The following is a 23,033-nucleotide window of genomic DNA, read 5'->3' on the forward strand; positions in this document are numbered from 1 at the left end:
TTCTATGCAACTTTCTATGCAACTTGGCACCTTTTCTATCAGCCTGACTGTCCGGGACCTGCAAGCTTCCCGTTCCTTTTATGAGAAGCTTGGTTTCAGCGCGAGCTGCGGTGATGAGGCTGAAAACTGGTTGATTATGCAGAACGGCGACCAGTTGATTGGCCTGTTTCAGGGCATGTTCGAACGCAATATGCTCACTTTTAATCCCGGCTGGGATCAGCAGGGCAATCAGCTGGAGACGTTTACCGATATTCGGGAGTTGCATCAGCGACTGAGCGCGTCAGATATCCCTATCGAGCAGGATGAAAGCTGCGCAAGTGAGGCGGGGCCCGCCAGCTTTATCGTCACCGATCCCGATGGCAATCCGATACTGATCGATCAGCACCGCTGATCTCATCTGCTGTCTCTGTCGCTGCTGTCGTATCGTCAAAAAAAAGCCCCATCGGTAAGGATGGGGCTTCAAAGCCAACTTTGATATACAGAGTAACCCCGGTTCTGAAGTGCAATCGCTCACCTTCAGGGGGCCCTTAGAGCACCTTCATTACAGCAAAACCTGACTTTTGGGTCAATTGGAAATTGACTTAAAAGTCAGAAAATATCGGGATTTATATATACCGTTATCTTGCGTGTTCCTATTGCAGGTTTTCTTATCGGCCTTGGTGCTGACGTTTCCGTGAAACTGACCGGTTAATCAGGGCTGGGAGCCATGCCGGCTGCAGGTGCCTGTGGCCTCAGGCGGGGCGCTCAGGCCTGGCCTGGATGTGATCCCGATGGCTCTTACAGCGCCGATCGTGGAGATGTGAGTATGGAGGTATGAGTATGGGGATATGAGTGTTACAGCGTATACAGGTCGCGGATGGTGTAGGTTGCCGGTTCTTGCTGCGCGGGAGTAGGGTGCCCAGGTGTCGGTTAAGGTAGGAGATCTGCGTAGTTATCGGCTGGCAAAGCTTTGCCAGCCGATAGCTGAGAGATTCACTGCGCTTTGTATTGCCATTTGCGGGCCGGTTGAATGCCGTCACGTAAGTGTGAGTGCTGAAGAGATGAGCCCTGCTTGCAGGAATCCCGGGGTTCCGCTTTGAGGCTCCGCGCCATGGGGTGCTAGCCAGGCAGTGTCCCGGCCAGTACCAGGCGGGTAATCAGTTCGGCGGCGGTGTCGTAATCTTCCTGGTCCAGCTTCTCTTTTCCGGTGACTGCGGTGATCTGCCAGTCAAAGTCGGCGTAGGTCTGGGTGGATGCCCAGATGGTGAAAAGCAGATGCTTCGGGTCGACCGCCTGCATCTGCCCGTCGGCGATCCACTGTTCAATGCGGGCGACACTGGCGCGGGTCTGCTCCATCAGGCGCTCGGTAATATCCTCGGGCAGGTGAGGTGCGCCATGCATGATCTCGCTGGCAAATACCTTGGAAGCACTGGGGTAGTTCTGGGAGATGGTAATCTTGGCTTTAATATATTCCCGTAACGCCGTTTCCGGATCCTGATAGATTTCGAAGGGTTCAGATGAGGCCAGCAGGGGTTCTACTACCGATTCCAGTACCGAACGGTAGAGGATCTCTTTGCTTTTAAAGTAGTAGTAGACATTGGGCTTGGGTAAGCCGGCTTTGTTGGCGATATCGATTATCTTGGTGGCAGCAAAGCCTTTGTCGGCAAAGACTTCACTGGCTACGGTAAGGATGGTTGCTCTGTTGCGTTCGCGGATGCTGGCCAAGGTTTCCTGACTCCCAAGGGCGGTGACTGCTGGGCAGGCGCCTGTTCCAAGATAAAGTAAGGGGCGAATACTATCACCGGGGTCAGGATTTTCTCAAGCGCTGATCCCTGAGTGGGCCCGCAGGGTCGGGGGCATTGGTGTGTTATTTGGCTTGCGGCCAGATATAAAAAAGCCAGCAAACGGCTGGCTTTCAGGATGAAGGGGTCAGGCGTTCAGTTCAGCTGGCTCAGAAGTGCCATTTTACCAGCAGTGACGGGTTGCGCTCGTCAATATCGGTTATACCGAACTTATTGTTCCAGTATGCGTACTCCAGCCCTACGTAAAAGCGTGCATCATGGCCCAGCGCCTTAGCGACGTTCCATTTCAGCTGGGAGGTAAAGTTCATCTCGGAACTACCACCGGTTTTTGCTGTGCTCCAGTCGAGGAAGCCGTCGTAAAGAAACTCGCCGCCGGCGATGTTGAAGGGCAGGCCCCAGGTCAGGGTGAGCTGCTCGTCATCTTCGCCATTTTCATTGCTGGCGTGGTAGATGTTGGCATCCAGGTAGTTGAAGCCGGGGGCGTCAAAAGAGAAGCCAATACCGTAGAGAATGTTATCGAAGTTTTCGCCGCTCTCCCAGGTGGTCGCCAGAAAGACATCCTTAACCGGGCCAAAGGAGAGGTCGCTGCCGCTCAGGTTTCCGATGCTCAGGCGAGGGGAAAACTCGAAGTAGGTTTCAGTATCGCCATTATCAGATTTGAGTCGGTCGACAAACAGGAAGGTGTCGCCCCAGCTATGGCCACTGGCATGCTCAAAGGTGATCACCTCGCGTTCCGGGTCGCCAACTTCATAGTTGTCGCCATTCAGGTAGCTGATGCTGAAATCGTTCCAGAACATCTCTGCCTGGGCCTGCGCTGTGATTCCCAGTCCCGCCAGTACACATAAAGCTGATTTCTTCAGATGCATGAAGTAGTTTTCCTAAATTGTTGTTTTTATAGATTTTAGTTTTAGGGTTGTAACCCCGCGAATGAAACATCCTGTTCGTCGTGATTCCGGCCTCCGCTACGGCAAAGGCCGGAGACGGGTCCTTAAACCGTTGCTGCGAGCTGAGCGGCCAGCTCGCGCTGCCTTGCCATCAGGCGCTTGAGGTCGAGCCCGGCTACTTCGCCGTCCTTAACCCGCCATTCTCCCGCGACCATCATCCGGTCGGCTTGGTCTGCGCCGCAGAGTACCAGTGCCGCCAATGGGTCACCGGCCCCGGCAAAGCGCAGGGCGTCGAGCCTGAAGAGTGCGAAATCGGCCTGCTTTCCGGGCGCAATGGTGCCGATATCGTCACGTCCGAGACAGGCTGCGGAACCGCGTGTTGCCCAGTCCAGTACTTTCTGGTGCGTGATTTTGGAAGCGCCATAGCGTAAGCGTTGCAATAGCAGCGCCTGACGTACTTCCTGAATCATGTTCGAGCAGTCATTGGAGGCAGAGCCGTCGACACCCAGTCCAACCGGGCTGCCCGCAGCTTCCAGATCCAGTGTCGGGCACTGTCCCGATGCCAGCAGCATATTGGACGACGGACAGTGACAGATGCCGACACCGTTACGCCCCAGGCGCTGAATTTCCTCATCATTGAAGTGGATGCCGTGGGCCAGCCAGACCTTATTGTTCAGCCAGCCGACTTTTTCCAGGTAATCGACCGGCCTCAGGCCAAACATCTGTTGGCAGAATTCAGTCTCATCATGGGTTTCCGCCAGATGGGTATGCAGGCGTACACCATACTGTTCTGCCAACCCGGCCGAGGCTTTCATCAGGGCTTCGCTGACAGAAAACGGCGAGCAGGGGGCCAGGGCGACACGGCGCATCGCACCATCGTCACTCTGGTGGTAGCGCTTTATCAGCCGTTCGGAGTCGGCCAGGATGACCTCCTCCTCCTGTACGGTTTTCTGCGGCGGCAGGCCCCCGTCATCTTCACCGAGGCTCATGGACCCCCGGGTGAGATGGACCCGTACCCCGAGTCTTTCAGCTTGGGCCATCTGGATATCGATCGCTTCCTCCAGCCCGCGGGGAAACAGGTAGTGATGATCGCTGGCCGTGGTGCAGCCGGAGAGTAGCAGTTCGGCCAGGGCAATCTGGGTGGATACCTCGACCATCTCCTGACTCAGTTCCGCCCAAACCGGGTAAAGGCTTTTCAGCCAGGGAAACAGTTCTTTGTTCAGCGCGGCTGGAAATGCCCGGGTCAGGGTCTGATAAAAATGATGATGGGCATTGATAAGGCCGGGTAACAGGACGTGTTCTGCGGCATCAAATACCTCGTCAACCGGGCTGGAGGGGGATGCTCCTGCCGGTATCAGTTCACTGATTGTCGAACCGGTAATAACAATTCCACCGGCATAGCTCGGCTCCAGGGTGGCCGCCGGGGCTTTAATCCATAGGCGGCGTGCGTGCTGCATGGGCATACTAAGTTCCTCAGACTTCTGTTTAATCTGCCCGGATGTAGTCAGCCGTTACAGAACAATCCGGAAAGGTTCTGTAGCGGACAGGTTGCCCGTCTGAAAGACGATGTGTCGCTGTTTATGCAACGGACTTTTCAGAGGGCTCGGATGATGCGCTTGCGGTATTTTCTGCTGCGGACTCTGCAGTATTGGCAATCTCATCGGAACTTGCCGGCAGAAAGAGGTTGAGGGCGATGGCCGTAAATGCACCGAGGCTGATCGGTGAGCCAAAAATGTTCTTGATGGCTGGCGGCATTGCCTGCAGCACTTCAGGTACATTGCTTACGCCCAGGCCAATGCCGATCGCTGTGGCGGCGATCAGGATATTGCGGCGGTTAAGTCCGGCTTCGGCCAGTATCTTGATACCGGCAATCGATACGGTGCCGAACATAATCAGCGTTGCACCACCCAGCACTGGCTTCGGCATCTGCTGCAACACGCCACCGATCAGCGGGAACATGCCCAGCACCACCAGGATACCGGCAATAAAGAACGCTACATGGCGGCTGGCAACACCGGTCAGTTGGATAACACCGTTGTTCTGACTGAAGGTTGTCATCGGCAGGCTGTTGAAGGTCGCGGCAATTGCCGAGTTCACGCCATCCGCCAGTACGCCGGACTTGATACGCTCGATGTATACCGGGCCGGATACCGGCTGCTTGGAGACCATGCTATTGGCCGTCAGGTCGCCGGTGGTTTCCAGCGGGGTGATCAGGAAGATCACTGCGATGGGTATAAATGCTGCGATATCAAAGCTGAAGCCATACTTAAACGGCTCTGGAATGGCGATCAGGGCAACTTCATTCAGGCCGCTGAAGTCCACCTTACCCATCGACCAGGCTACCGCGAAACCTACGGTCAGGCCGGCAATTACCGCACTCAGACGCAAAATCTGAAACTGGAAACGGTTAAAAACCACAATGGTCATTAACACCAGCGCTGCCAGTCCGAGGTTGTCCGGATGGCCCAGGTCCGATGCGCCGTAGCCTCCGGCGATATCGGTCATCGCCACTTTAATCAGCGACAGGCCGATCAGGGTGATGATGGTGCCGGTCACAATCGGCGTGACGATCTTACGCAGTTTATGGATAACGCGACTGAGGAATATCTCAACAAAGGCGGCGACAAAGCAGACGCCGAATATTGTTGCGAGTATCTCATCGGGGCCGCCACCGTTGTTTTTCACGATAAAGCCCGCAGCCAGAATGGAACTCAGGAAGGCGAAACTGGTGCCCTGAACACAGAGCAGGCCAGAGCCGACAGGACCAAAGCGTCTTGCCTGGATAAAGGTGCCGACGCCTGAGACGATCAGCGCCATGCTCACCAGGTAGGGCACTTCCGCGCCCAGACCCAGTACACCACCAACAATCAGCGTTGGTGTAATTATGCCTATAAAACTCGCCAGTACGTGCTGTAGTGCCGCAAACATCGACACCGACGGGGAGGGTTTGTCATCAAGACCAAACACCAGATCCGATTGGGCGCTTTTCTGACGGTAGTTGTGATTTCGACTGGTCGCCATTGTGGAGATTACCTTTGCTTATTTTTATGAGGTCACCAGCCCGCTCATCTGACCGGGCTGCCACTAAGAACACCATCTACTCACTGACCCGGAGGTCAGCTTGTTAAAAACTATATGCATCACATTGTCTTGTGTCCACATAAATGTATCAAAATGTGTACAACAATTTTCAGGCTAAATATTGGTGCTTTTTAAATAAGAAGTTATGAATAAGGCGGTAAATCGTATAAAAGTCCGAATATATCGTGCTTTTTGGCGATCTTTTAACGGGAAGGGGGATGAATAGCTGTAGTCGATTCAGCTATGGCCGGGCATTGGTTACTATGAATATGTCAGATGAAATTGAATTTATGTATACAAAGCAAAAAGGCCGCTAGCCAGGATGGCACGCGGCAACAGCACTATCGACAACATTGCTCGGGGAGTAGCGAAGAGACCGGACGTTGCGCCCGGTCTCCCTTGTGTCAGTGCAACTCAGCACCTTGCTGGATCCAGTCTCTCAGCATATTACGTTCTTCCGGAGTCATACCGGTAATATTGCCCAATGGCATGGCATTGGAGGCAACGGACTGGGCAAAGATCTGTGGTGCCAGGATTTTGATCTGCTCAGGGCTATCAAACATCACACCGCCGGGCGCCGTTTTAAACATCTCACTGCTGGGACTCTCTGAATGACAGACTGTACAGCGTTTACTGATGACGTCAGATACTTCGGCGAATACCGGTACTGCAGCTTTTCCGGCAGCAGCGCCCTGGGACACTTCTGCGCTTTTAGGTGCAGAAACAAAGGCCAGCGCAATCATGCCGACTGCGGCGGCAGGCAGCGCCCAGGCGAACTTCTGGCCGTCATGACGGGTGTTGAAGTAATGGCGCACCAGAATGCTCAGAGCTGCAATAGCGGCCAGTATCGCCCAGTTAAACTCACTGCCATAAGTGCTCGGGAAGTGGTTGCTGATCATGATGAACAGCACCGGCAGCGTGAAATAGTTGTTGTGACGAGAGCGCAGCAAGGCTTTGGCAGGCAGGGCCGGATCAGGCTGGCGGTTCTCTTCGATTGCGCTGACCAGACCACGCTGGGCCGGCATGATGGTCCGGAATACGTTACCTACCATGATGGTACCGATCAGGGCGCCGACATGGATAAAGGCACCACGGCCACTGAAGACCAGGGTGAAGGCCCAGGCAGCAAAGATGATCAGTACGAAAAGCAAGACGCCAAGCAGCAGGGGCTTTTTACCCAGTGCAGAGTCACACAGGAAGTCATAGATAAACCAGCCTGCAATCAGTGAGCCGACGCCGATAGCGATCGCCGTAGCAGGGCTCAGGCCGCTGCCCGGGGCAATCAGGTAAAGCTCAGCGTTCAGGTAGTACACGACGGCCAGCAGTGTGACACCGCTGATCCAGGTGAAATAGGCTTCCCACTTAAACCAGTGCAGGGTTTCCGGCATCTGTGGCGGTGCCAGTTTATATTTTTCCAGATGGTAGATACCACCACCGTGAATCGCCCAGAGATCGCCGGACAATCCCTCTTTCGGGCTGCGGCGGTCAAGGTTGTTTTCCAGCCAGACGAAGTAGAAGGATGCTCCGATCCAGGCGATACCGGTAATCATATGTACCCAGCGCACCGCCAGGTTTAGCCATTCGGTAACATGAGGATCCATAACGTACTCCTTGATATAGTCGCCGGCATGTTTCGGGCCATGCCGGTCAGTTTTTATTATTGGGCTAGCACAGCTTGCTGCGCAGCTTCGAAGTGAATCTCTTCACAGTTGTTGCCTGACCCGGCCCGGTCGACAACCAGAAAGTCATCTTCCGGGGCGATGGTCAGAATCGGGTGGTGCCAGACACCACGACCGTAGCTGATACCCTGAGTACCGTCGGTAATAAAGGCCCGCAGGTCTTCAGGCTGAGGTTTGTCACCTTTCGGAGCGACAACAATCAGAAACGGGTTGCCCCTGAGGGGAATAAACGCCTGACTGCCAAGGGGATGGCGTTCCACCATGCTGATCGCCAGTGGATACTGCAGTTTCTTTGCTCTGAAGATGCTGATAATCGCGCGGGCATCTTCGCCGGCCAGATCCACGGTCGAAAGGGCGTGAAAACGCTTGGTCGATCCGTTGTTGATCATGAAGTGATCGCGGTCGCGTGTTTCGATCACGTCACCGAATTCAGCAAAGGCTTCGGCGGTTAATGGCTCGATCGTCAGTTCGTTCATGATTAGCTGCTCACTTTGCTGCGCTGACTTTGCCGAACAGACGCAGGCGGCTGATCCCCCCGTCCGGGAATATATTCAGGCGGACATGTGTGACCGTACCGAGGTCCTTGATCTGCTCGCTGAAGCTGTGCTCCTGATGCATCTCCAGCTTCTGGGAGGGCAGCAGTTCGCTCCAGTAAAGGCTCTGGGTTTCGATCTGGGCATCGGTACCCCCCTTCACATAGGCCGCCTGGATAGAGCAGCTGTCAGGGTAATTGCCTTTAAAGTGATGGGTATCGACGACGATTCGTTCAATCACGCCGGGATGGCCCAGCGCTACTATGACCCAGTCATTCCCAGGTGTACGGCGGCGAGCGGTTTCCCAGCCATCACCCATGTTGACGCCACGGCCCGGGTTCAGGATGTTGCGCATATGGCCGAAGTGCTGGTCGTTGCAGGCCAGGGCGCGGCCGCCATTCAGTGATGCCGCCAGATCAATCTGTTCGTTGCTGTCGACATTAGCCCAGTCAATAAACGGCACGCCGTAGATGCGCAGTCGGGCAACACCGCCGTCCGGGTAGATGTTGAAACGGACATGGGTCCAGGCCCGGTCATCTTCGATAGCATGGATATGTTCGCTGTCGCCCTGCAGCGCAACCGCGGGCAGTACTTCATGCCATTCGGTGTTGTCGGATGGGTCGGCATCGGGGCTGAAACAGGCTTCCAGTGATGCGGATGGCGGGAAATTACCGGTAAAGTGGCAGGTGTCGATATTAACGCCTTTGATGGTGCCCGGTACGCCCAGCTTGATTACCGCGTAATCGTGGCCTTCAAAGCGCTTGCGGCGGGACTCCCAGCCGTCCATCCATTTACCGTTGTCGTCGAATACACCTTCTTTCCATACTGCCGGCTCCGGCTGGAACATGCGGTTTACATCGGCAAACCAGTCGTCGGTGACATAGAGGGCCTTGGTGCCCAGGCGTTCATCCGCCAGGTTGATGTACTTTTCGAAATCTGAAGCTTGTGTCATGTTTTTATTATCCGTATTGATTTTGGGGATCAGGCTGGACGGGTTACAGCGTTTCCAGTCGGAACAGCGCGATCCGGTTAATCTCCGTCAGGGCGCGCTCAAACTCCTTCTCAGGTGTGTTGTGAATGCGCTCCTCAAAGGCCGCCAGAATCTGGTGCCGGTTGCTGCCTTTCACCGCCATGATGAAAGGGAAGCCAAACTTTTCTTTGTAGGCATCGTTCAGCTCGGTAAAGCGGGAAAACTCTTCCGCCGTACACTCGTTAATACCGGCGCCTGCCTGCTCGGAGGTGGAGGCTTCGGTCAGCTCGCCGCGCACGGCGGCTTTGCCGGCCAGGTCAGGGTGGGCATTGATCAGCGCCAGCTGCGTTGCTCTGTCTGCCGACAGCAGCAGGTCAGACATCAGGCTGTGAAGTACGCCGACCTGGTTATGCTGGCGGGTCAGGCCGTTATCCCATGCCTTTTCCGCAACCCATACTGAGTGCTCGTAGATATCACCAAATACTTCGCAAAAGGCTTCGCGGCTCATTTCGCTGGGTTGGCAGGTCTGAAACAGGGAGGTGCTCATGCGTTGCTGTCCTTTTTATAGGGATGGTGTTCGTACCAGTGACGCGCAATATCGATACGGCGGCTGAACCAGACGTTGTCATGACTGCGGACGTAGTGCAGGAATCGCTCCAGCGCTGCGATCCGGCCCGGGCGACCCACCAGTCGGCAATGAAGGCCGATCGACATCATTTTCGGCGTCTCGGCACCTTCTTCGTACAGGGTGTCGAAGCTGTCTTTGAGGTACTGAAAAAACTGCTCGCCACTGTTGAAGCCCTGAGGCGTGGCAAAGCGCATATCATTGACATCTAAGGTGTAGGGGACGACCAGATGGGGCTTATCGGCGCCTGCGACCCAGTAGGGGAGGTCGTCGTCATAGGCATCGGAGTCGTAGAGGAAACCACCTTCCTGCATCACCAGCTTTCGGGTGTTCGGGCTGTTGCGGCCGGTGTACCAGCCCAGCGGCCGCTCGCCAGTAACCTTGCGGATGATCTCGATCGCCTGTTCCAGATGGTCGCGCTCTTCTGATTCATCCATGTACTGATAGTCGATCCAGCGATAGCCGTGGCTGCAAATCTCGTGACCGGCTTCCACCATCGCCCTGGCAACCTCGGGATGACGCTCTACTGCCATCGCAACGGCGAAGATCGTCAGCGGAATATTGTGCTTATCAAACAGGCGCAGCAGGCGCCATACACCTGCGCGGCTACCATATTCATAGCAGGATTCCATACTCATGTTGCGGACATTGGGTAGCGCCTGAGCGGACGGCATCTCCGAGAGAAACGCTTCAGACTCGTTGTCTCCGTGCAAAGTGCAACGCTCTCCGCCTTCCTCATAGTTGAGTACAAAGGAAACGGCCACACGGGCGTCGTTAGGCCAGTGAGGATGGGGAGGGTTGGCGCCGTAGCCGATCAGGTCACGTGGGTAAGCGTCACTCATCGTCTACTCCTTAAAATCAGGTTAGTGTTCCAGAGCCACTCTCTGTCTATATTGTATAGACAAGTGTAGCTCGTATGTTTCTCAGGTGTTTTTTGATTGTATACAAAGATGTTTCTTTTAGTAAAGGGTAATTGTTCTAAAAATATTCATGGTATCAATGCTGAAGTTGCCGCAGATTCACCGCCCACAATAGTTGTTACCGCTGCCTGAAGCGCCAGATTTCCCGAAGATAAGGATGAGGTGAGAGGAAAATACAGGTGTATGCTAAAGTACAAAAACAATTTGCATTGTATACAAAACATTGGTAAAAATTGATCTATCGGCTGGGCGTGGGATTGAAAGCGCCCTGAGGTTCACTTGATTAGCAGGAGGAAGGTGCCAGCTGGCATCCACTGGATATGGGTTATCTAACGACACATGTACTCGACTCGGCACATGGTGTACCGGGCAATGAGATTGAGATCAGGCTTTATCAGATTGGTGAGCAGCGTAGCTTGCTGAAAACCGTAACCACCAATGATGATGGCCGGGTTGATGCGCCGCTACTGGAGAAAGATGAGTTTCGTAAAGGTGTCTATGAGCTTCAGTTTGCAGTCTCTGACTATTACCGCCGCCTTGGCGTAGAGCTGCCTGAACCCGCATTCCTTGGGGATGTTGTGATCCGCTTTGGTATAGCTGATGAAGCTGAGCACTACCATGTTCCGCTGTTGATATCTCCTTACAGCTACTCGACCTATCGCGGTAGCTAATACTCTGGATTGGTTTACAGGTCTTTTGCAGAGTCCGTTGTGTGGCGGCGCTCAGTCCGTCATATCTTCCTTGCCCCTCCTTTGTCATTGCATCGGAGGGGATTTTTTTGTCTGTCTCCGGCCATCTTCTGGCAGTGCGACTGCCTGACAGTCACAACTGACGCTAACCGCTCTCACTAAACCCCTTCGTTGCAACGCCATTGCACCGGGTTCGGGTATATAATGAGCGCTATTCAGCCAAGGAATGAGACTGGCCATCGTGCTTCAAACTATTCATATCCGATGTCGGCACCGTGCTATTAAAGTGCCGGGCCTGCTTTGTACGCTTATCGCCTTAAGCCTGTCCGGCGGTGCTATGGCAGAGGACAACCTGGACCAGATTCGTTCGTTGTCGCGACTCGCCGGAATGGCGAGGTTTTGCGAACATCAGTTCTTTGACCGCGGGCGTACTCAGGATGCTGCACGGATTCATCGCCAGCTCTGGAACCTGACACGCCAGCTGGAGACGATGATAGTGAGTCAGGAACAACAGAGCGTTTCCGAGCGGTACAGCCTGAATGGCTATCAACATTACAAAAAGTACTTCAGCGGCAGCGCCCGACCCTGTGAAAATCTGTCAGAATCGCTGCGCGGCGAGGGTTACTGACCAGGTATCTTTCCCGGGGCATTCGTTTGGTGCTATCGACCGGTCTCATTATCTGATGGGTTTAGTAACGCCCCAGCTCAATCTTACCGATCGCCAGCAGGCGGGCTTTCTCTTCATCACTTATCGGCTTGAAAACGGCTTTGACCAGCGCAAAGTAGCGATGCCCCTTACCGCCGGAACAGGGGGGCTGATAGCCGACGCTATCGCCTCGGCTGTCTGATTCGACAAAGGCCGGGGCTTCGACATTCAGCGTTTCTGCCTCAACCGGCAGCAGGATGATTTCGGTCTGTTGCTCGATCCAGAAGCCGATCTTGCCCAGGCCGCCATTCTTGCGCAGGGCGCGCCGGTCGCGGTTATTAAACTCGATAATGATGGCGTTGGCTTCTGGGGGAATGTTTCCGACCCGAAGCGGGGGCGTGGCTGCCTTGCCGCCATCCCTGGCGCAGATCTGGTCGGTCGGAATCTGTTCGCCATTCCACCCCCGGTCTGCCAGTTGAATCTCGAGTCGGGGCAGATTATTGCTGACCGGTTGATACTTAGGAGACTGGCAACCATTGAGGACAATGGCTGCTGTAAGAAAAGCCATGGTTTTTGTCATCGCTGTGCTCCCTGATTATTACTGCCGGCGCTTCCCAATATAGATCAAACATCCCGGCCCGGCTGCTATACACCCGACGGGATAGCATTGTTATAATCGCGCCCCTTTTTAATATTTCCGCCGCCTCCTGATTTCTGGGCACGCAGCTGTCGTCACCGGACTACATCGATATGAGCCACACATCTTCATCTCAGCCCGCGTCCCGCTGGCTGGCACTGGTTTCGATCTGTGTCGCTACCTTCCTGATACCTCAGTCGATGTCTGCCGTGAATATCGCTCTGCCGGTAATTGCCAGCGAGCTGCAGGCAGATGCGGTGAAGCTGAGCTGGCTGTCGACGGTAAACCTCTGGGCCAATGTAGTGCTGATGCTCCCGGCGGGCAGGCTGGCCGATATGATCGGTGCGAAGCGGGTCTATATTTTCGGGACTCTCTGTTTCGCACTGTCTTCGCTGCTGGTGCTTGTGGTGCAGGATGTCGATCAGCTGCTTGTGGTGCGGCTGTTGCAGGGGCTGTCCAGTTCGATGGTGTTTGGTACTGCGATGGCGATTGTCAGTTCGGTCTTCGCTGACAGTAGTCGGGGCACGGCACTCGGCCTGACCTCCACATCCGTCTATCTCGGCCTGACATGCGGGCCGCTGATCGGCGGCTGGCTTACGGAATACTCCGGCTGGCGCAGTGTCTTCTGGGGCCCGGTACCCCTGATTATTATTGCCGTGTTGCTGGTGGTGGTGAATGTCCGATTAGCCAAAAAAGAGGGTAAAAAGGAGCGTTTCGACTGGACCGGATCGCTGCTGTTCACCCTCTGGGTGACGGCGCTGTTTATCGGCTTATCCGGTCTGCCAGAGCCTCTTTATCTGGTTCTGATCGGCGCAGGCGTTGTGCTGCTCTGGTGCTTTGTCAGGCAGCAGCTCAGTGTCGAGTATCCTCTGGTCCGGCTTCGGGCTCTGCGGGAAAACCGGGTGCTGAACCGGTCGATGCTGACCAGCCTGTTTATGTATGGTGCCCATGCCCCCGTGCTATTTCTGCTCAGCCTCTATCTACAGTATATTCAGGGGTTGTCACCGACAGAGTCGGGCCAGCTGATACTGGTGCAGGCCCTGACAATGGCGTTTGTCTCCCCGCTGGCAGGACGGCTGTCTGATCGCTTTCCGGCACATCTTATCGCTACTCTAGGCTGCCTGTTGTTCGGGGCGGGATTTGCGATTCTGCTGATGCTGGACGGTCAGGCCAACACCTCGTTGTTAGTCTCGGGGCTGTTTGTGCAGGGGCTTGGCTTCGGCCTGTTTTCATCACCCAGCAGTAATGCGGCACTGGCGTCGGTACCGAGGGAGCGTTTGGGAATTGCGTCATCATTGCTTAATCTGGCGCGAACGCAGGGGAACATGTTTGGCATGGCAATTGTGGTGTTGCTGTTTAACCTGATGCTGGGGGCGACAGAGATCGGACCTGAGCAGTACCCTCAGTTACTCACCGTAATCCGCTTTACGCTGGCACTGGCATTGGGCTACACCTTGCTGGCGGCCTACTTTTCCTATTCACGGGGACGTTCTGAGGCTGCTTAAGATATTTACAGCTGTCTGGATTGAAGCTGAGTTTGAAAAGAGGTTGGGCGGGGCGGGAGGTTTGAGGCCAGGGCCATCCTGATCTATCTGCGAGGCAGTTGGGATGACCCTGTGCTGTCAGCTTACGCTTTTTTCAGCAGCTTCTGCAGCTTGTTCAGCTTGCCTTCGTGCTTGGCGATTTTAGCCTGGCGTGCTTTGATCGCTTTCTTCAGGTCTTTCTTTGCAATTTTCTTAGCCATGTCTTCAGACTCCACTGAATAGGGTGGTTCACACCACGTTTTCCATAAAGGTATTACCCGCATGGGCATTGTTAATCTCCGGAAGCCTGTCCCGGCTGTGCCCGATGCAAGCCGCATTTGGTTAGCGCATATAATTCGTTGTTTTTAAGCAACTTTCTGGCGCCTGCCCCAAATGCCCGTACCAAAGTATAGTCTGAAAGCGACATCGTCAATTAAGATGAAGAAATGTCATCAAAACTTAATATTTCATAAACATCAGTGAAATATAGGTAAAAAACCGCTGCAGCGAAGGGGGAGCTGAGCGGTATCGAAGGCCGGGCCCCGCAGGTAAGCCGCACGACAATCACGGCACTGTGGAGGGAGTCAATCCAGCATGAGGCCCGGAAGGGCAGCCGTTACCAGGTCAGTACCGCGCCCAGGGCGATGGTGTCAGTTTCGCGGCTGGCGGTTTCAGATTGGTCATATTCCGCCACCAGCTTCAGGTTGTCATTGACCGTGTGGAAGAGGGCAATGGCGGTGTTTTCTGCATCCAGATTATTGGCCCCCGGCGTCGTACCGCCGCTGTTTTCACCATAGGACAGAACCAGTCGTTCCTGGCCGAAGCTGTAGGCGGTCTGGATCAGATAGCCTTCGACATCGGCACTGTCGGCGGTTACAAAATTCGATAACCCGGCGGTACCGACACCTTCGGCATCGAAGCCAGAAGCGCTGACGGAGAACTGTCCCGCTTTAACATTGACGCCGTAGGAGACCCCGCTGGAATCAATATCGGCGGCGCCGTTATTACTGCTCTGGCTCATACCACCCAGCCAGGCCTTGATATCTGCGCCAGCGAGCGATGTCTTGTAGGTAACCTCAGTTTCCAGCCGCGGTGCTGATTCTTCTGACAGGGTGCCGGATTTACTCGGGTCCAGCAGGCCGACTGCGATCTGGAAGCCCTGTGATTCGGGGCTGCGGTAGGTGATCTGGGCGTTGGGGAACGGGTACAGGTAACCGGTGCCGATATTACCAAAAGAGACATTGCCGCCATCTACCAGGCCGTCACTGTTAACCTGACCGTAACCCAGCAGCAGTTCATCGCCGAGGATATTGGAACGGTTGAACAGCGAGAAGTCTTTACCGATCAGCACCTGACCCCAGTCGCTTTCGATGGTGCCATAGAACTGACGCACATCGATACCGGTATCGGTTACGCCGTGGCCAGCCGATGAGGCCCGGTTAGGGTCGGAGTCGTTAATACTTACCCAGAAAGATGAACGGGCACCGAGTTTGATATCGCCATTGTCCTTCGCAAAATTGAAACCAATCCAGTTTGGTAGGAAACCCATCTTTACGCGGGATTGTGTACGATCGAGAGCATCATTGCTGTCGTCTATGTCGCTGCTGACAAGAAAGGTGTTCACCAGACCGTCGGTACTGAAGGTGGTGCCGTCTTTATTGTACAGCTCAATACCGGCCTGGGCCTGAGTGCTCAGCGACGCGGCAACAGCCAGCGATAGAAGCGTTGGAAGCAGTTTCTTATTGTTCATTATGTTCCCCGTTTTCAATTTTGTGCGCCAGCCATTGCTGGCACGCTCACCATGGAAGGCAAAACGATTATCAGGACGGGGAGAGTCGATAAGAATTGTGCTATGTATCTGAATCAGTGGTACTTTCAAGTTACAAAACGTTCGTTCTGTATGGTTCAGGACGAACGGTCGGCTGGTAGTAAGCCTTTGGAACACAGACGCATGGCACTGAAGCAGTAACTTTTTTGCTGCAGCTGCGTAAAAAAGGCGCAAAAATCAGGTCCAAAGACCAGTTGCACAGTCGTAGTTGAGTTTTTAAGCTGACTTAAAAGCAGATAATAAAAAATATAAACAGGTACCGGCACTATACCGGGCCTAAAGGGCAGAAAACCGATGAGCAGTGATTTCTCGAAACTGCGAAAATTTGTCTCTCCGGAGATTATTTTCGGCGCCGGGGCACGTAAAACCGTTGCGAACTATGCGCGAACCTTTGGTGCGCGCAAGGTATTGCTGGTCTCAGATCCCGGTGTGGAGAAAGCCGGTTGGGTGAAAGATGTATCAGATTCCCTCGAAGAGGAGGGAATCGAATATGTCACCTTTACCGATGTATCACCCAATCCGCGCGAAGATCAGGTGATGCGCGGTGCCGAGTTTTATCGCGAACATGAGTGCAATGTCATCGTTGCGGTAGGCGGCGGCAGTCCGATGGACTGTGCTAAGGGGATTGGTATCGTCAGTGCCAATGGTGGCTTTATCCTCGATTACGAAGGTATCGACCGGATCGATGCACCGATTCCGCCCTTGATCTTTATCCCCACCACGGCCGGTACGTCCGCCGATGTTTCCCAGTTCGCAATTATTAACGACCAGTCCGAACGGGTGAAAATCTCCATCGTCAGTAAGGCCGTGGTGCCGGATGTGGCGCTGATCGACCCGGAAACCACCGCCACTATGGACCCGTTTCTCAGCGCCTGCACCGGTGTCGACGCGCTGGTGCATGCCATTGAGGCCTTTGTCTCCACGGCAGCAGGGCCGCTGACTGATATGCATGCGCTGGATGCGATCCGGCTGATCAATGGCAATCTGGAGCAACTGATCGCCAATCCGGCCGATATTCAGCTGCGCGAACAGATCATGCTCGGTTCCATGAAGGCCGGGCTGGCGTTCTCTAACGCCATTCTCGGGGCTGTTCATGCCATGTCACACAGCCTCGGTGGTTATCTCGATCTGCCGCACGGCCTTTGCAACGCCATGCTGCTGGAGCATGTGATCGATTTTAACTACAACGCTGCGCCGGACCGCTTCAAGGTGGTGGCTGAGACCATGGGCCTGGATACCCGCGGCCTGACTACGCCCGAAGTGAAGGCGCGGCTGATGGCGCGGGTAATTGAACTTAAAGGTCACGTCGGCCTGACTCAGAAACTGGCCGAAATCGGTGTTAACTATGCCGATATATCACCGCTGTCGGCGAAGGCAGTGCTTGACCCCTGCATCCTCACCAATCCACGCAAGTCGAGTAAACGCGATGTAGAGGTTGTCTATGAAGAAGCCCTCTAAACGTGATGCAGCAGTAGAGGCACGTGAAGAGGCGACGTTTCAGGATCTTATCGGCTTAGGCACCCAGTCTGCGCGCAAGAGCTACTATGCCGAGCTTGAGCATAAGATTGATGAGCTTGAAACAGAGCGCAATCGCTACAAATGGCTGTTTGACCATGCCCTGCACGGCATCTTCCGGGCCGATATCTCAGGCAAACTGCTGGCCGTTAATCCGGCGATGGCCCGTCTCTGCGGTTATCGTGATGGCGAGCAACTGAGCGGGGCGCTCGATCAGCAGGCCGCTGCCCTGTTTTTCCACGACGGTGATTTCGAACAACTGACCCTTCAGCTGCAGGAGAGTGGCAGCATTGAAGGTTATGAAACCCTGATGGCCCGGGCCGGAGGGGAGCCGGTGTGTGTATCGATCAACCTGCTGCTGCGTCAGGATGCCGACCAGGATCAGATCGAAGCCTTCGTCCAGGATATAACGGAGCGGCGACGTAATCAGGACCAGCTGAAGCAGATGAATGCGGAGCTGGAAGCCCGGGTCGAGAAACGCACCCGGGAGCTGACCCGGCTTAACTCCAAACTGTGGGTTGAGATCAGCGAGCGTGAGCAGATTCAGCGCCAGCTGGAAGCGGCAAAAGAAGATGCCGAGCAGGCCAACCTGAGCAAAGATAAGTACCTCGCCGCTGCCAGCCACGACCTGCTGCAGCCAATGAATGCCGCCCGGCTGCTGGTATCGGCACTGCGCGAGCGATCACTGGGCAGCGATGAAAAGCATCTGGTCGAACGGGTGCATCTGGCGCTGGATGGCGCTGAAGAGCTACTGACCGACCTGCTGGAGATATCGCGACTGGACCAGAATGCGGTGCAGCCGGAGCGGGATATCTTTGCCATCGATCATGTCCTGAGCGGACTGGTGGAGGAGTTTCAGCCGGTTGCCAGTCAGGCCGGACTGACCCTGTCCGCGATACCCAGCCGTCTGGCGGTAGAGACTGACCTGCGACTGCTACGGCGCATCCTGCGCAATTTTATCAGCAATGCCATTCGCTATACCGCCAGCGGACGGATTCTGATCGGCTGTCGCCGGCAGCAGGGCCAGCTGAGTATCCAGATCTGGGATACCGGCGACGGCATAGCACCGGAGCAGCTGGATGAGATTTTTCAGGAGTTCCGTCAGCTGCAGCGGAAGAAAGGCAGCGAACGTAAAGGCGTGGGATTGGGACTGGCGATCGTGGATCGTATCGCCCGGGTACTGGAGCACCCGATACGGGTGCATTCTGTGCCGGGTAAAGGCTCGATGTTTGCCGTGGATGTGCCGACGGCAACACTCCCGGCCGTCAGAAATCAGCGCCTGTCTCAGGGCATCCTACCCAGTGACGCCCTGCAGGGCGCGCGTATCCTGGTGATCGACAATGAAGAGAATATCCTGATCAGTATGCAGGCCTTACTCGCTCCCTGGGGCTGCGAGCTGCAGCTGGCTTGCGACCAGCAGGAGGCGATCGGGTTATGTCGGCAGGACAACTTTAAACCGGACCTGGTACTGGCCGATTACCATCTCGATGACGACCGGCTGGGCACCGAGGCGATTCGCGCTGTGCGCGATATGCTGGGCGAACAGGTGCCAGCCGTGATCATCACAGCGGATCGCAGTGATGAAAGTCGCCAGTTGTTCCGCCGTCTGAAACTGCCGGTACTGAATAAACCGCTGAAGCCGGGCAAGCTGAGGGCGCTACTGACGCATCTGCTGGGTTGAATAGCATTGCATTCCACTGCTCTGTGTATTTAGTGCCAAAGTACTAACCCGGGCCGGACAGGCCGCTGTCAGTGGATTAACAGAAATTGCCTTCGATTAGCGTTATATAGCTGCTGTTTCCCCGTGTTTCCGGCAACTTTGACGGTGGGGCCGACATAGGTGCAGGGTCGCAAGTAGTATTTTCCGACTATTGCCCTGTCGCTAGTATGGGATTAGATCAGGCGTTTTCCAGGTGTAGAACAGGTGATGAATTCAGAATCCGTAACATCCGCATTTTCCGAGAGCCAGAATCCGCAGCAGGCGGCGGCTGAGCTCTATCAGCAACTGTCTTCACCCGGACTGGGCTTTGTGCTGTTCTTCTGTTCTGCTGAGTATGACCTGGAACGGCTGGCCAGCGAGCTGGAGGCCCATTTCGGTGACTTGCCGCTGGCGGGCTGCACTACGGCCGGCGAGATCACGCCGCAGGGCTATGGCCAGGGTTGCATTACGGCGATTGGGTTTAATCGCAAACACTTCGCCGTTGAGGCTGCCGTCATCGAGACGCTGGAAGGGTTCAGGCTGACCGATGCGCAGGCATTGGTCGGGCAACTGATGGAAGGCTGTCGGCCAAGACAGGTCGCACCGATTAAGGGCAACAGCTTTGCCCTGACCCTGCTGGACGGACTGTCCAGTGAAGAAGAGAACGTACTGCTGGCGCTGAATGCGGCACTGGGTAGTATTCCGCACTTTGGCGGTTCGGCCGGTGACGACATCCACCTGGCCCATACCCATGTATTTGTGAATGGCCGTTTCCGTACCGATGCCGCCGTGGTGATGCTGTTTAATACCGATTGCGACTTTGAGGTGTTCAGCACCCACCATATGGAAAGCCAGCAGGAGAAGCTGGTAGTGACGGCAGCCGACAGTGAAAGCCGCACGGTGCAGGAGATAAACGCTGAACCGGCGGCGCGTGAGTACGCCCGGGCGGTTGGCGTGCCGCTGGAAGAGCTGGACCTTGAGACCTTTGCGCTGAAACCGATCGGCGTGCGGCTGGGCGATGACTATTATGTGCGCTCCATCCAGCGGGTCAATGATGACCAGAGCCTGACATTCTATTGTGCCATCGAAAACGGCATCGTCCTGACGGTGATGAAACCGGGCGATATGATGCCGGGACTGCAGCAGGAGATGGAGCGTATCGGCCAGAAGATCGGTAAGCCGCAACTGGTGATCGGCTGCGACTGTTTCCTGCGCCGTCTGGAAACCGAGTATCGCGGACGTGACCGGGAGATGTCCGACTTCCTGCGGGAAAACCGCGTTATTGGCTTCAATACCTATGGTGAACATATCGAAGGGATGCATGTGAACCAGACCTTTACGGCGGTGGCAATCGGAGGCTCAGGTCATGACTGATCCGGCGCTTGAAGCGCGGCTGGCTGCGCTGGAGTACGAAAATAGTAAGTTGCGGCGGATTAACCGCGTGCTGATTGAGCGGATCGAATCCAGCGGCTCGCAGGGCTCAAGCGCCTATGCTGCCTTCGAACATTCGGTCACCCTTTCTGAGCAGGTGCGTGAACGCACCGAGGCGCTGAATGCGGCACTGTCTGAACTCAAAGTCAGTCATCACGCCCTGCAACAGGCCAATGATCAGGCTGCCACTGCCCATCAGCGCCTGACCGATGCGATTGAGAGCATCTCCGATGCCTTTGTGCTGTTCGATCGTGAACGACGTATTGTGTTGTTCAACAATCGTTTTGGCGAATTCTGGGAAGGTTCCGGTGTCACCATCGAAACCGGCACCGCCATCCAGGACGTACGCCGGTTGTCGCTGGAGCACGGCCTGATCTGTGAGGAGTATGGCGCCAATAATGACGGCAGCAAGGTATTCAGGCTCTGTGACGGGCGCTGGATGCAGATGAGTGAACGGCCGACCAGTGATGGCGGCCTGGTGGTACTCTATACCGATATCAGCGACCTCAAAGCTGCTGAAACCGCTCGCCGCGAACAGGCGCTGGCACAGAAAACCGAACTGCTGCAGAGTGCGGTCGATAACCTGTCTCAGGGGGTCGTGCTGATCAATAATCAGGGCGAGCTGGAGCTGTGGAACGGACGCTTCCTCGAACTGCTCGGGCTGGAAAACCAGCATATCTCCGACCATACCTGCATCGAGTACCTGATCGGCGCAGAACCTAACCTGTTGCGCCCGTTGCAGCAGCCGGAAGAGTTCGCCGATATCGAATTGCGGCGTGACAATGGCCAGGTAATCGAAGTGCGTTGCCATCCGCTACCCGGCGGTGGCTACGTGGCAACCTATACCGATATCACCGAGCGCCATCGCTATGCGGAAACCCTGCGCCAGAGTGAGCAGTGGATTCGCCTGATCACCGACCATGTCCCGGCGCTGATCGCCTATGTAGGTGAAGACCTCTGTTACCGCTTTACCAATAAGGTCTATGACGAGTGGTATGGCTGGCCTCGGGATGCGCTGAACGGCAAACATATCAGTCTGGTGCATGGTCAGGATCAGATGCCGCGGCTGACGCCCTATATTGAGCGAGCGCTTGCCGGCGAGAGTGTCTCTTTCGAGCTGGATGAACGTAATGCCGATGGCGAACTGCGCTACATGCTGAAAGCCTACGTACCCAACATGGATAAGTCCGGCCGGGCGGTGGGTTTCTTCGTGATGATCCGTGACATCACCGAGCGCCGTCGCACCGCTATCGAGTTGCAGAATGCCTACGAACATATGGAGCGACGGGTCAAAGAGCGTACTGCCGAACTGACCGATCTTAACGATCAGCTGCGTTCCGAGATCGACGAACGGCGACTGATGGAAAACCGCTTGCGTGAGGCCACTAAAGCGGCGGAGCAGGCGAACCTTTCCAAGACCAAGTTTCTTGCCGCCGTCAGTCATGACCTGCTGCAGCCACTGAACGCTGCCCGGTTGTTTGTTGGCGCGCTTAGCGAGCATCCGCTGCAGGGTGAGACCCGTAACCTGACCCGGGCCGTCGGCAACTCGCTGGAGGATGTGGAGTCACTGCTCAGTACTCTGGTGGATATCTCAAAACTGGACGCCGGGGTTGTCGTCGCCGATAAGATCTCGTTTAACGTCAACGACCTGCTGAAGAACATAGCGACCGAATACAGCCGTATTGCCGAGAGTGAAAACCTGCGTATGGGGTTTGTGCCCAGCAATGCGGTCATCCACTCGGACTCCCAGCTGCTCGCCCGTATCCTGCGTAACTTCCTCTCCAATGCGATTCGTTATACCGCCGAAGGTGGCCGGGTGTTGCTGGGCTGCCGCCATCGTAAAACTGGATTGGTCATAGAGGTATGGGATACCGGAGTCGGTATTCCGCAGAACAAACTGGTGCAGATCTTCCAGGAGTTCGAGCGCCTGAAGCGTCCGGGAAGTGGTCAGGATAAAGGGCTGGGCCTTGGGCTGGCCATTGTCGACAAGATCGCCGGAGTACTGGGGCACCAGATATCGGTCTCCTCAGTCGAAGGTGCCGGATCGGTATTCTCGGTTGAAGTCCCCTATGGGCAGACGCTGCCGAACAACCTCAGCCATACGCCGGTGCTGCCGGATATCATCGAGCGACTGGCCGGTGCCCGAATCTGGGTGATCGATAACGATCAGGCCATCTGCGAAGCGATGGAAACCCTGCTGACCGGCTGGGGGGCTGATATCACCACGGCACTTTCGGCGGAGGATCTGCTGCAGAAGGTCGATGCCGAGGCGGCAGAAGTGGATCTGCTGATTGCCGATTACCATCTGGATGACGGTCACAACGGTATAGATGCTGCCGCCAGGGTGAGGCGGGCGATCGATATGCCGCTGCCGGTGTTGATGATCACGGCCAATTACAGCAAAGAGTTAAAAGCAGAGATTCGTGAGCTGGGCTATATGCTGATGAATAAACCGGTCCGGCCGCTGAAGCTGAAAACCACCCTGATGCATATGCTGGAAACACTGGTTTAATTCAGAAATGAGATCGCCCGCAGCGCGGCCCCGGCAATGACCTGACGTCATTGCAGGAGTCCGCGCTGCGGGCGATCTTT

Annotated in this window: 19 protein-coding genes; 8 read left to right on the top strand and 11 right to left on the bottom strand. The window is 55.4% G+C overall.

Annotated elements, in window-relative coordinates:
- The first annotated feature begins 4 nt into the window (after positions 1-4).
- Positions 5-391, top strand: a complete 387-nt coding sequence (locus tag Q354_RS0122970) for a VOC family protein (protein WP_245601118.1) — start codon at positions 5-7, stop codon at positions 389-391.
- A gap of 707 nt (positions 392-1,098) precedes the next feature.
- On the opposite strand, the gene Q354_RS0122975 is transcribed toward Q354_RS0122970, so the two are convergent.
- The 9 genes from Q354_RS0122975 to puuE form a co-directional block, all read right to left on the bottom strand.
- On the bottom strand, positions 1,099-1,704 hold the full coding sequence (locus Q354_RS0122975) for a TetR/AcrR family transcriptional regulator (RefSeq protein WP_027859670.1): 606 nt from the start codon (positions 1,702-1,704) through the stop codon (positions 1,099-1,101).
- Positions 1,705-1,930: 226 nt separating this feature from the next.
- Entirely contained in the window at positions 1,931-2,647 is a 717-nt protein-coding gene (locus Q354_RS0122980) for a DUF5020 family protein (RefSeq protein WP_027859671.1), read from the bottom strand.
- A 122-nt stretch (positions 2,648-2,769) separates the two neighbouring features.
- The gene (locus Q354_RS0122985) at positions 2,770-4,122 is read right to left on the bottom strand and encodes an 8-oxoguanine deaminase (RefSeq protein WP_027859672.1); all 1,353 of its coding nucleotides are present in this window, start codon (positions 4,120-4,122) and stop codon (positions 2,770-2,772) included.
- 121 nt (positions 4,123-4,243) lie between these two features.
- On the bottom strand, positions 4,244-5,686 hold the full coding sequence (locus Q354_RS26975) for a nucleobase:cation symporter-2 family protein (protein ID WP_084332732.1): 1,443 nt from the start codon (positions 5,684-5,686) through the stop codon (positions 4,244-4,246).
- Between the two features lie 464 nt (positions 5,687-6,150).
- Positions 6,151-7,347 (bottom strand): urate hydroxylase PuuD, encoded by a 1,197-nt coding sequence (locus Q354_RS0122995; RefSeq protein ID WP_027859673.1) that lies wholly within the window; start codon positions 7,345-7,347, stop codon positions 6,151-6,153.
- A 56-nt stretch (positions 7,348-7,403) separates the two neighbouring features.
- Complete coding sequence (locus tag Q354_RS0123000; protein WP_027859674.1) at positions 7,404-7,901, bottom strand: ureidoglycolate lyase; 498 nt, start codon at positions 7,899-7,901, stop codon at positions 7,404-7,406.
- Between the two features lie 10 nt (positions 7,902-7,911).
- On the bottom strand, positions 7,912-8,910 hold the full coding sequence (gene alc / locus Q354_RS0123005) for an allantoicase (protein WP_027859675.1): 999 nt from the start codon (positions 8,908-8,910) through the stop codon (positions 7,912-7,914).
- Between the two features lie 43 nt (positions 8,911-8,953).
- A complete protein-coding gene (uraD, locus tag Q354_RS0123010; RefSeq protein WP_027859676.1) occupies positions 8,954-9,475 on the bottom strand; it encodes a 2-oxo-4-hydroxy-4-carboxy-5-ureidoimidazoline decarboxylase in 522 nt (173 codons plus the stop codon).
- Positions 9,472-10,395: an allantoinase PuuE gene (gene puuE, locus Q354_RS0123015; protein WP_027859677.1), complete on the bottom strand. Its 924-nt coding sequence runs from the start codon at positions 10,393-10,395 to the stop codon at positions 9,472-9,474. The genes uraD and puuE overlap by 4 nt, the downstream gene beginning before the upstream one ends.
- A gap of 398 nt (positions 10,396-10,793) precedes the next feature.
- Between puuE and uraH the strand changes: the two genes are divergently transcribed.
- Positions 10,794-11,144 (top strand): hydroxyisourate hydrolase, encoded by a 351-nt coding sequence (uraH, locus tag Q354_RS0123020; protein WP_027859678.1) that lies wholly within the window; start codon positions 10,794-10,796, stop codon positions 11,142-11,144.
- Between the two features lie 355 nt (positions 11,145-11,499).
- Positions 11,500-11,790, top strand: a complete 291-nt coding sequence (locus tag Q354_RS0123025) for a hypothetical protein (protein WP_027859679.1) — start codon at positions 11,500-11,502, stop codon at positions 11,788-11,790.
- A 61-nt stretch (positions 11,791-11,851) separates the two neighbouring features.
- Here Q354_RS0123025 and Q354_RS26980 read toward each other — a convergent pair whose 3' ends face one another.
- Entirely contained in the window at positions 11,852-12,388 is a 537-nt protein-coding gene (locus Q354_RS26980; RefSeq protein WP_051560572.1) for a hypothetical protein, read from the bottom strand.
- A 170-nt stretch (positions 12,389-12,558) separates the two neighbouring features.
- Here Q354_RS26980 and Q354_RS0123035 point away from each other — a divergent pair, with 170 nt between their 5' ends.
- Positions 12,559-13,950: an MFS transporter gene (locus Q354_RS0123035; RefSeq protein WP_027859680.1), complete on the top strand. Its 1,392-nt coding sequence runs from the start codon at positions 12,559-12,561 to the stop codon at positions 13,948-13,950.
- A gap of 634 nt (positions 13,951-14,584) precedes the next feature.
- Here the strand turns inward: Q354_RS0123035 and Q354_RS0123045 are convergent.
- Entirely contained in the window at positions 14,585-15,718 is a 1,134-nt protein-coding gene (locus tag Q354_RS0123045; protein ID WP_036231295.1) for a porin, read from the bottom strand.
- A gap of 372 nt (positions 15,719-16,090) precedes the next feature.
- On the opposite strand from Q354_RS0123045, the gene ercA reads away from it, so the two are divergent.
- From ercA to Q354_RS0123065, 4 genes are all read left to right on the top strand, one after another.
- A complete protein-coding gene (gene ercA / locus Q354_RS0123050; RefSeq protein WP_027859682.1) occupies positions 16,091-17,254 on the top strand; it encodes an alcohol dehydrogenase-like regulatory protein ErcA in 1,164 nt (387 codons plus the stop codon).
- On the top strand, positions 17,238-18,992 hold the full coding sequence (locus Q354_RS0123055; RefSeq protein WP_027859683.1) for a PAS domain-containing hybrid sensor histidine kinase/response regulator: 1,755 nt from the start codon (positions 17,238-17,240) through the stop codon (positions 18,990-18,992). Before ercA ends, Q354_RS0123055 begins: the two co-directional genes overlap by 17 nt.
- A 246-nt stretch (positions 18,993-19,238) precedes the next feature.
- Complete coding sequence (gene nosP / locus Q354_RS0123060) at positions 19,239-20,384, top strand: nitric oxide-sensing protein NosP (RefSeq protein ID WP_027859684.1); 1,146 nt, start codon at positions 19,239-19,241, stop codon at positions 20,382-20,384.
- Positions 20,377-22,953, top strand: a complete 2,577-nt coding sequence (locus tag Q354_RS0123065; protein WP_027859685.1) for a hybrid sensor histidine kinase/response regulator — start codon at positions 20,377-20,379, stop codon at positions 22,951-22,953. Before nosP ends, Q354_RS0123065 begins: the two co-directional genes overlap by 8 nt.
- Positions 22,954-23,033: the final 80 nt, after the last annotated feature.

The sequence above is a fragment of the Marinobacterium jannaschii DSM 6295 genome, from assembly GCF_000620085.1.
GTDB lineage: Bacteria > Pseudomonadota > Gammaproteobacteria > Pseudomonadales > Balneatricaceae > Pontibacterium > Pontibacterium jannaschii.

Bases quoted from the DNA above. Each gene is read 5' to 3' on its own strand.
- Q354_RS0122970 (WP_245601118.1), top strand. From the start codon at position 5: ATGCAACTTTCTATGCAACTTGGCACCTTTTCTATCAGCCTGACTGTC.
- Q354_RS0122980 (WP_027859671.1), bottom strand. From the start codon at position 2,647: ATGCATCTGAAGAAATCAGCTTTATGTGTACTGGCGGGACTGGGAATC.
- Q354_RS0122985 (WP_027859672.1), bottom strand. From the start codon at position 4,122: ATGCAGCACGCACGCCGCCTATGGATTAAAGCCCCGGCGGCCACCCTG.
- Q354_RS26975 (WP_084332732.1), bottom strand. From the start codon at position 5,686: ATGGCGACCAGTCGAAATCACAACTACCGTCAGAAAAGCGCCCAATCG.
- Q354_RS0122995 (WP_027859673.1), bottom strand. From the start codon at position 7,347: ATGGATCCTCATGTTACCGAATGGCTAAACCTGGCGGTGCGCTGGGTA.
- Q354_RS0123000 (WP_027859674.1), bottom strand. From the start codon at position 7,901: ATGAACGAACTGACGATCGAGCCATTAACCGCCGAAGCCTTTGCTGAA.
- alc (WP_027859675.1), bottom strand. From the start codon at position 8,910: ATGACACAAGCTTCAGATTTCGAAAAGTACATCAACCTGGCGGATGAA.
- uraD (WP_027859676.1), bottom strand. From the start codon at position 9,475: ATGAGCACCTCCCTGTTTCAGACCTGCCAACCCAGCGAAATGAGCCGC.
- puuE (WP_027859677.1), bottom strand. From the start codon at position 10,395: ATGAGTGACGCTTACCCACGTGACCTGATCGGCTACGGCGCCAACCCT.
- uraH (WP_027859678.1), top strand. From the start codon at position 10,794: ATGGGTTATCTAACGACACATGTACTCGACTCGGCACATGGTGTACCG.
- Q354_RS0123025 (WP_027859679.1), top strand. From the start codon at position 11,500: ATGGCAGAGGACAACCTGGACCAGATTCGTTCGTTGTCGCGACTCGCC.
- Q354_RS26980 (WP_051560572.1), bottom strand. From the start codon at position 12,388: ATGACAAAAACCATGGCTTTTCTTACAGCAGCCATTGTCCTCAATGGT.
- Q354_RS0123035 (WP_027859680.1), top strand. From the start codon at position 12,559: ATGAGCCACACATCTTCATCTCAGCCCGCGTCCCGCTGGCTGGCACTG.
- Q354_RS0123045 (WP_036231295.1), bottom strand. From the start codon at position 15,718: ATGAACAATAAGAAACTGCTTCCAACGCTTCTATCGCTGGCTGTTGCC.
- ercA (WP_027859682.1), top strand. From the start codon at position 16,091: ATGAGCAGTGATTTCTCGAAACTGCGAAAATTTGTCTCTCCGGAGATT.
- Q354_RS0123055 (WP_027859683.1), top strand. From the start codon at position 17,238: ATGAAGAAGCCCTCTAAACGTGATGCAGCAGTAGAGGCACGTGAAGAG.
- nosP (WP_027859684.1), top strand. From the start codon at position 19,239: ATGAATTCAGAATCCGTAACATCCGCATTTTCCGAGAGCCAGAATCCG.
- Q354_RS0123065 (WP_027859685.1), top strand. From the start codon at position 20,377: ATGACTGATCCGGCGCTTGAAGCGCGGCTGGCTGCGCTGGAGTACGAA.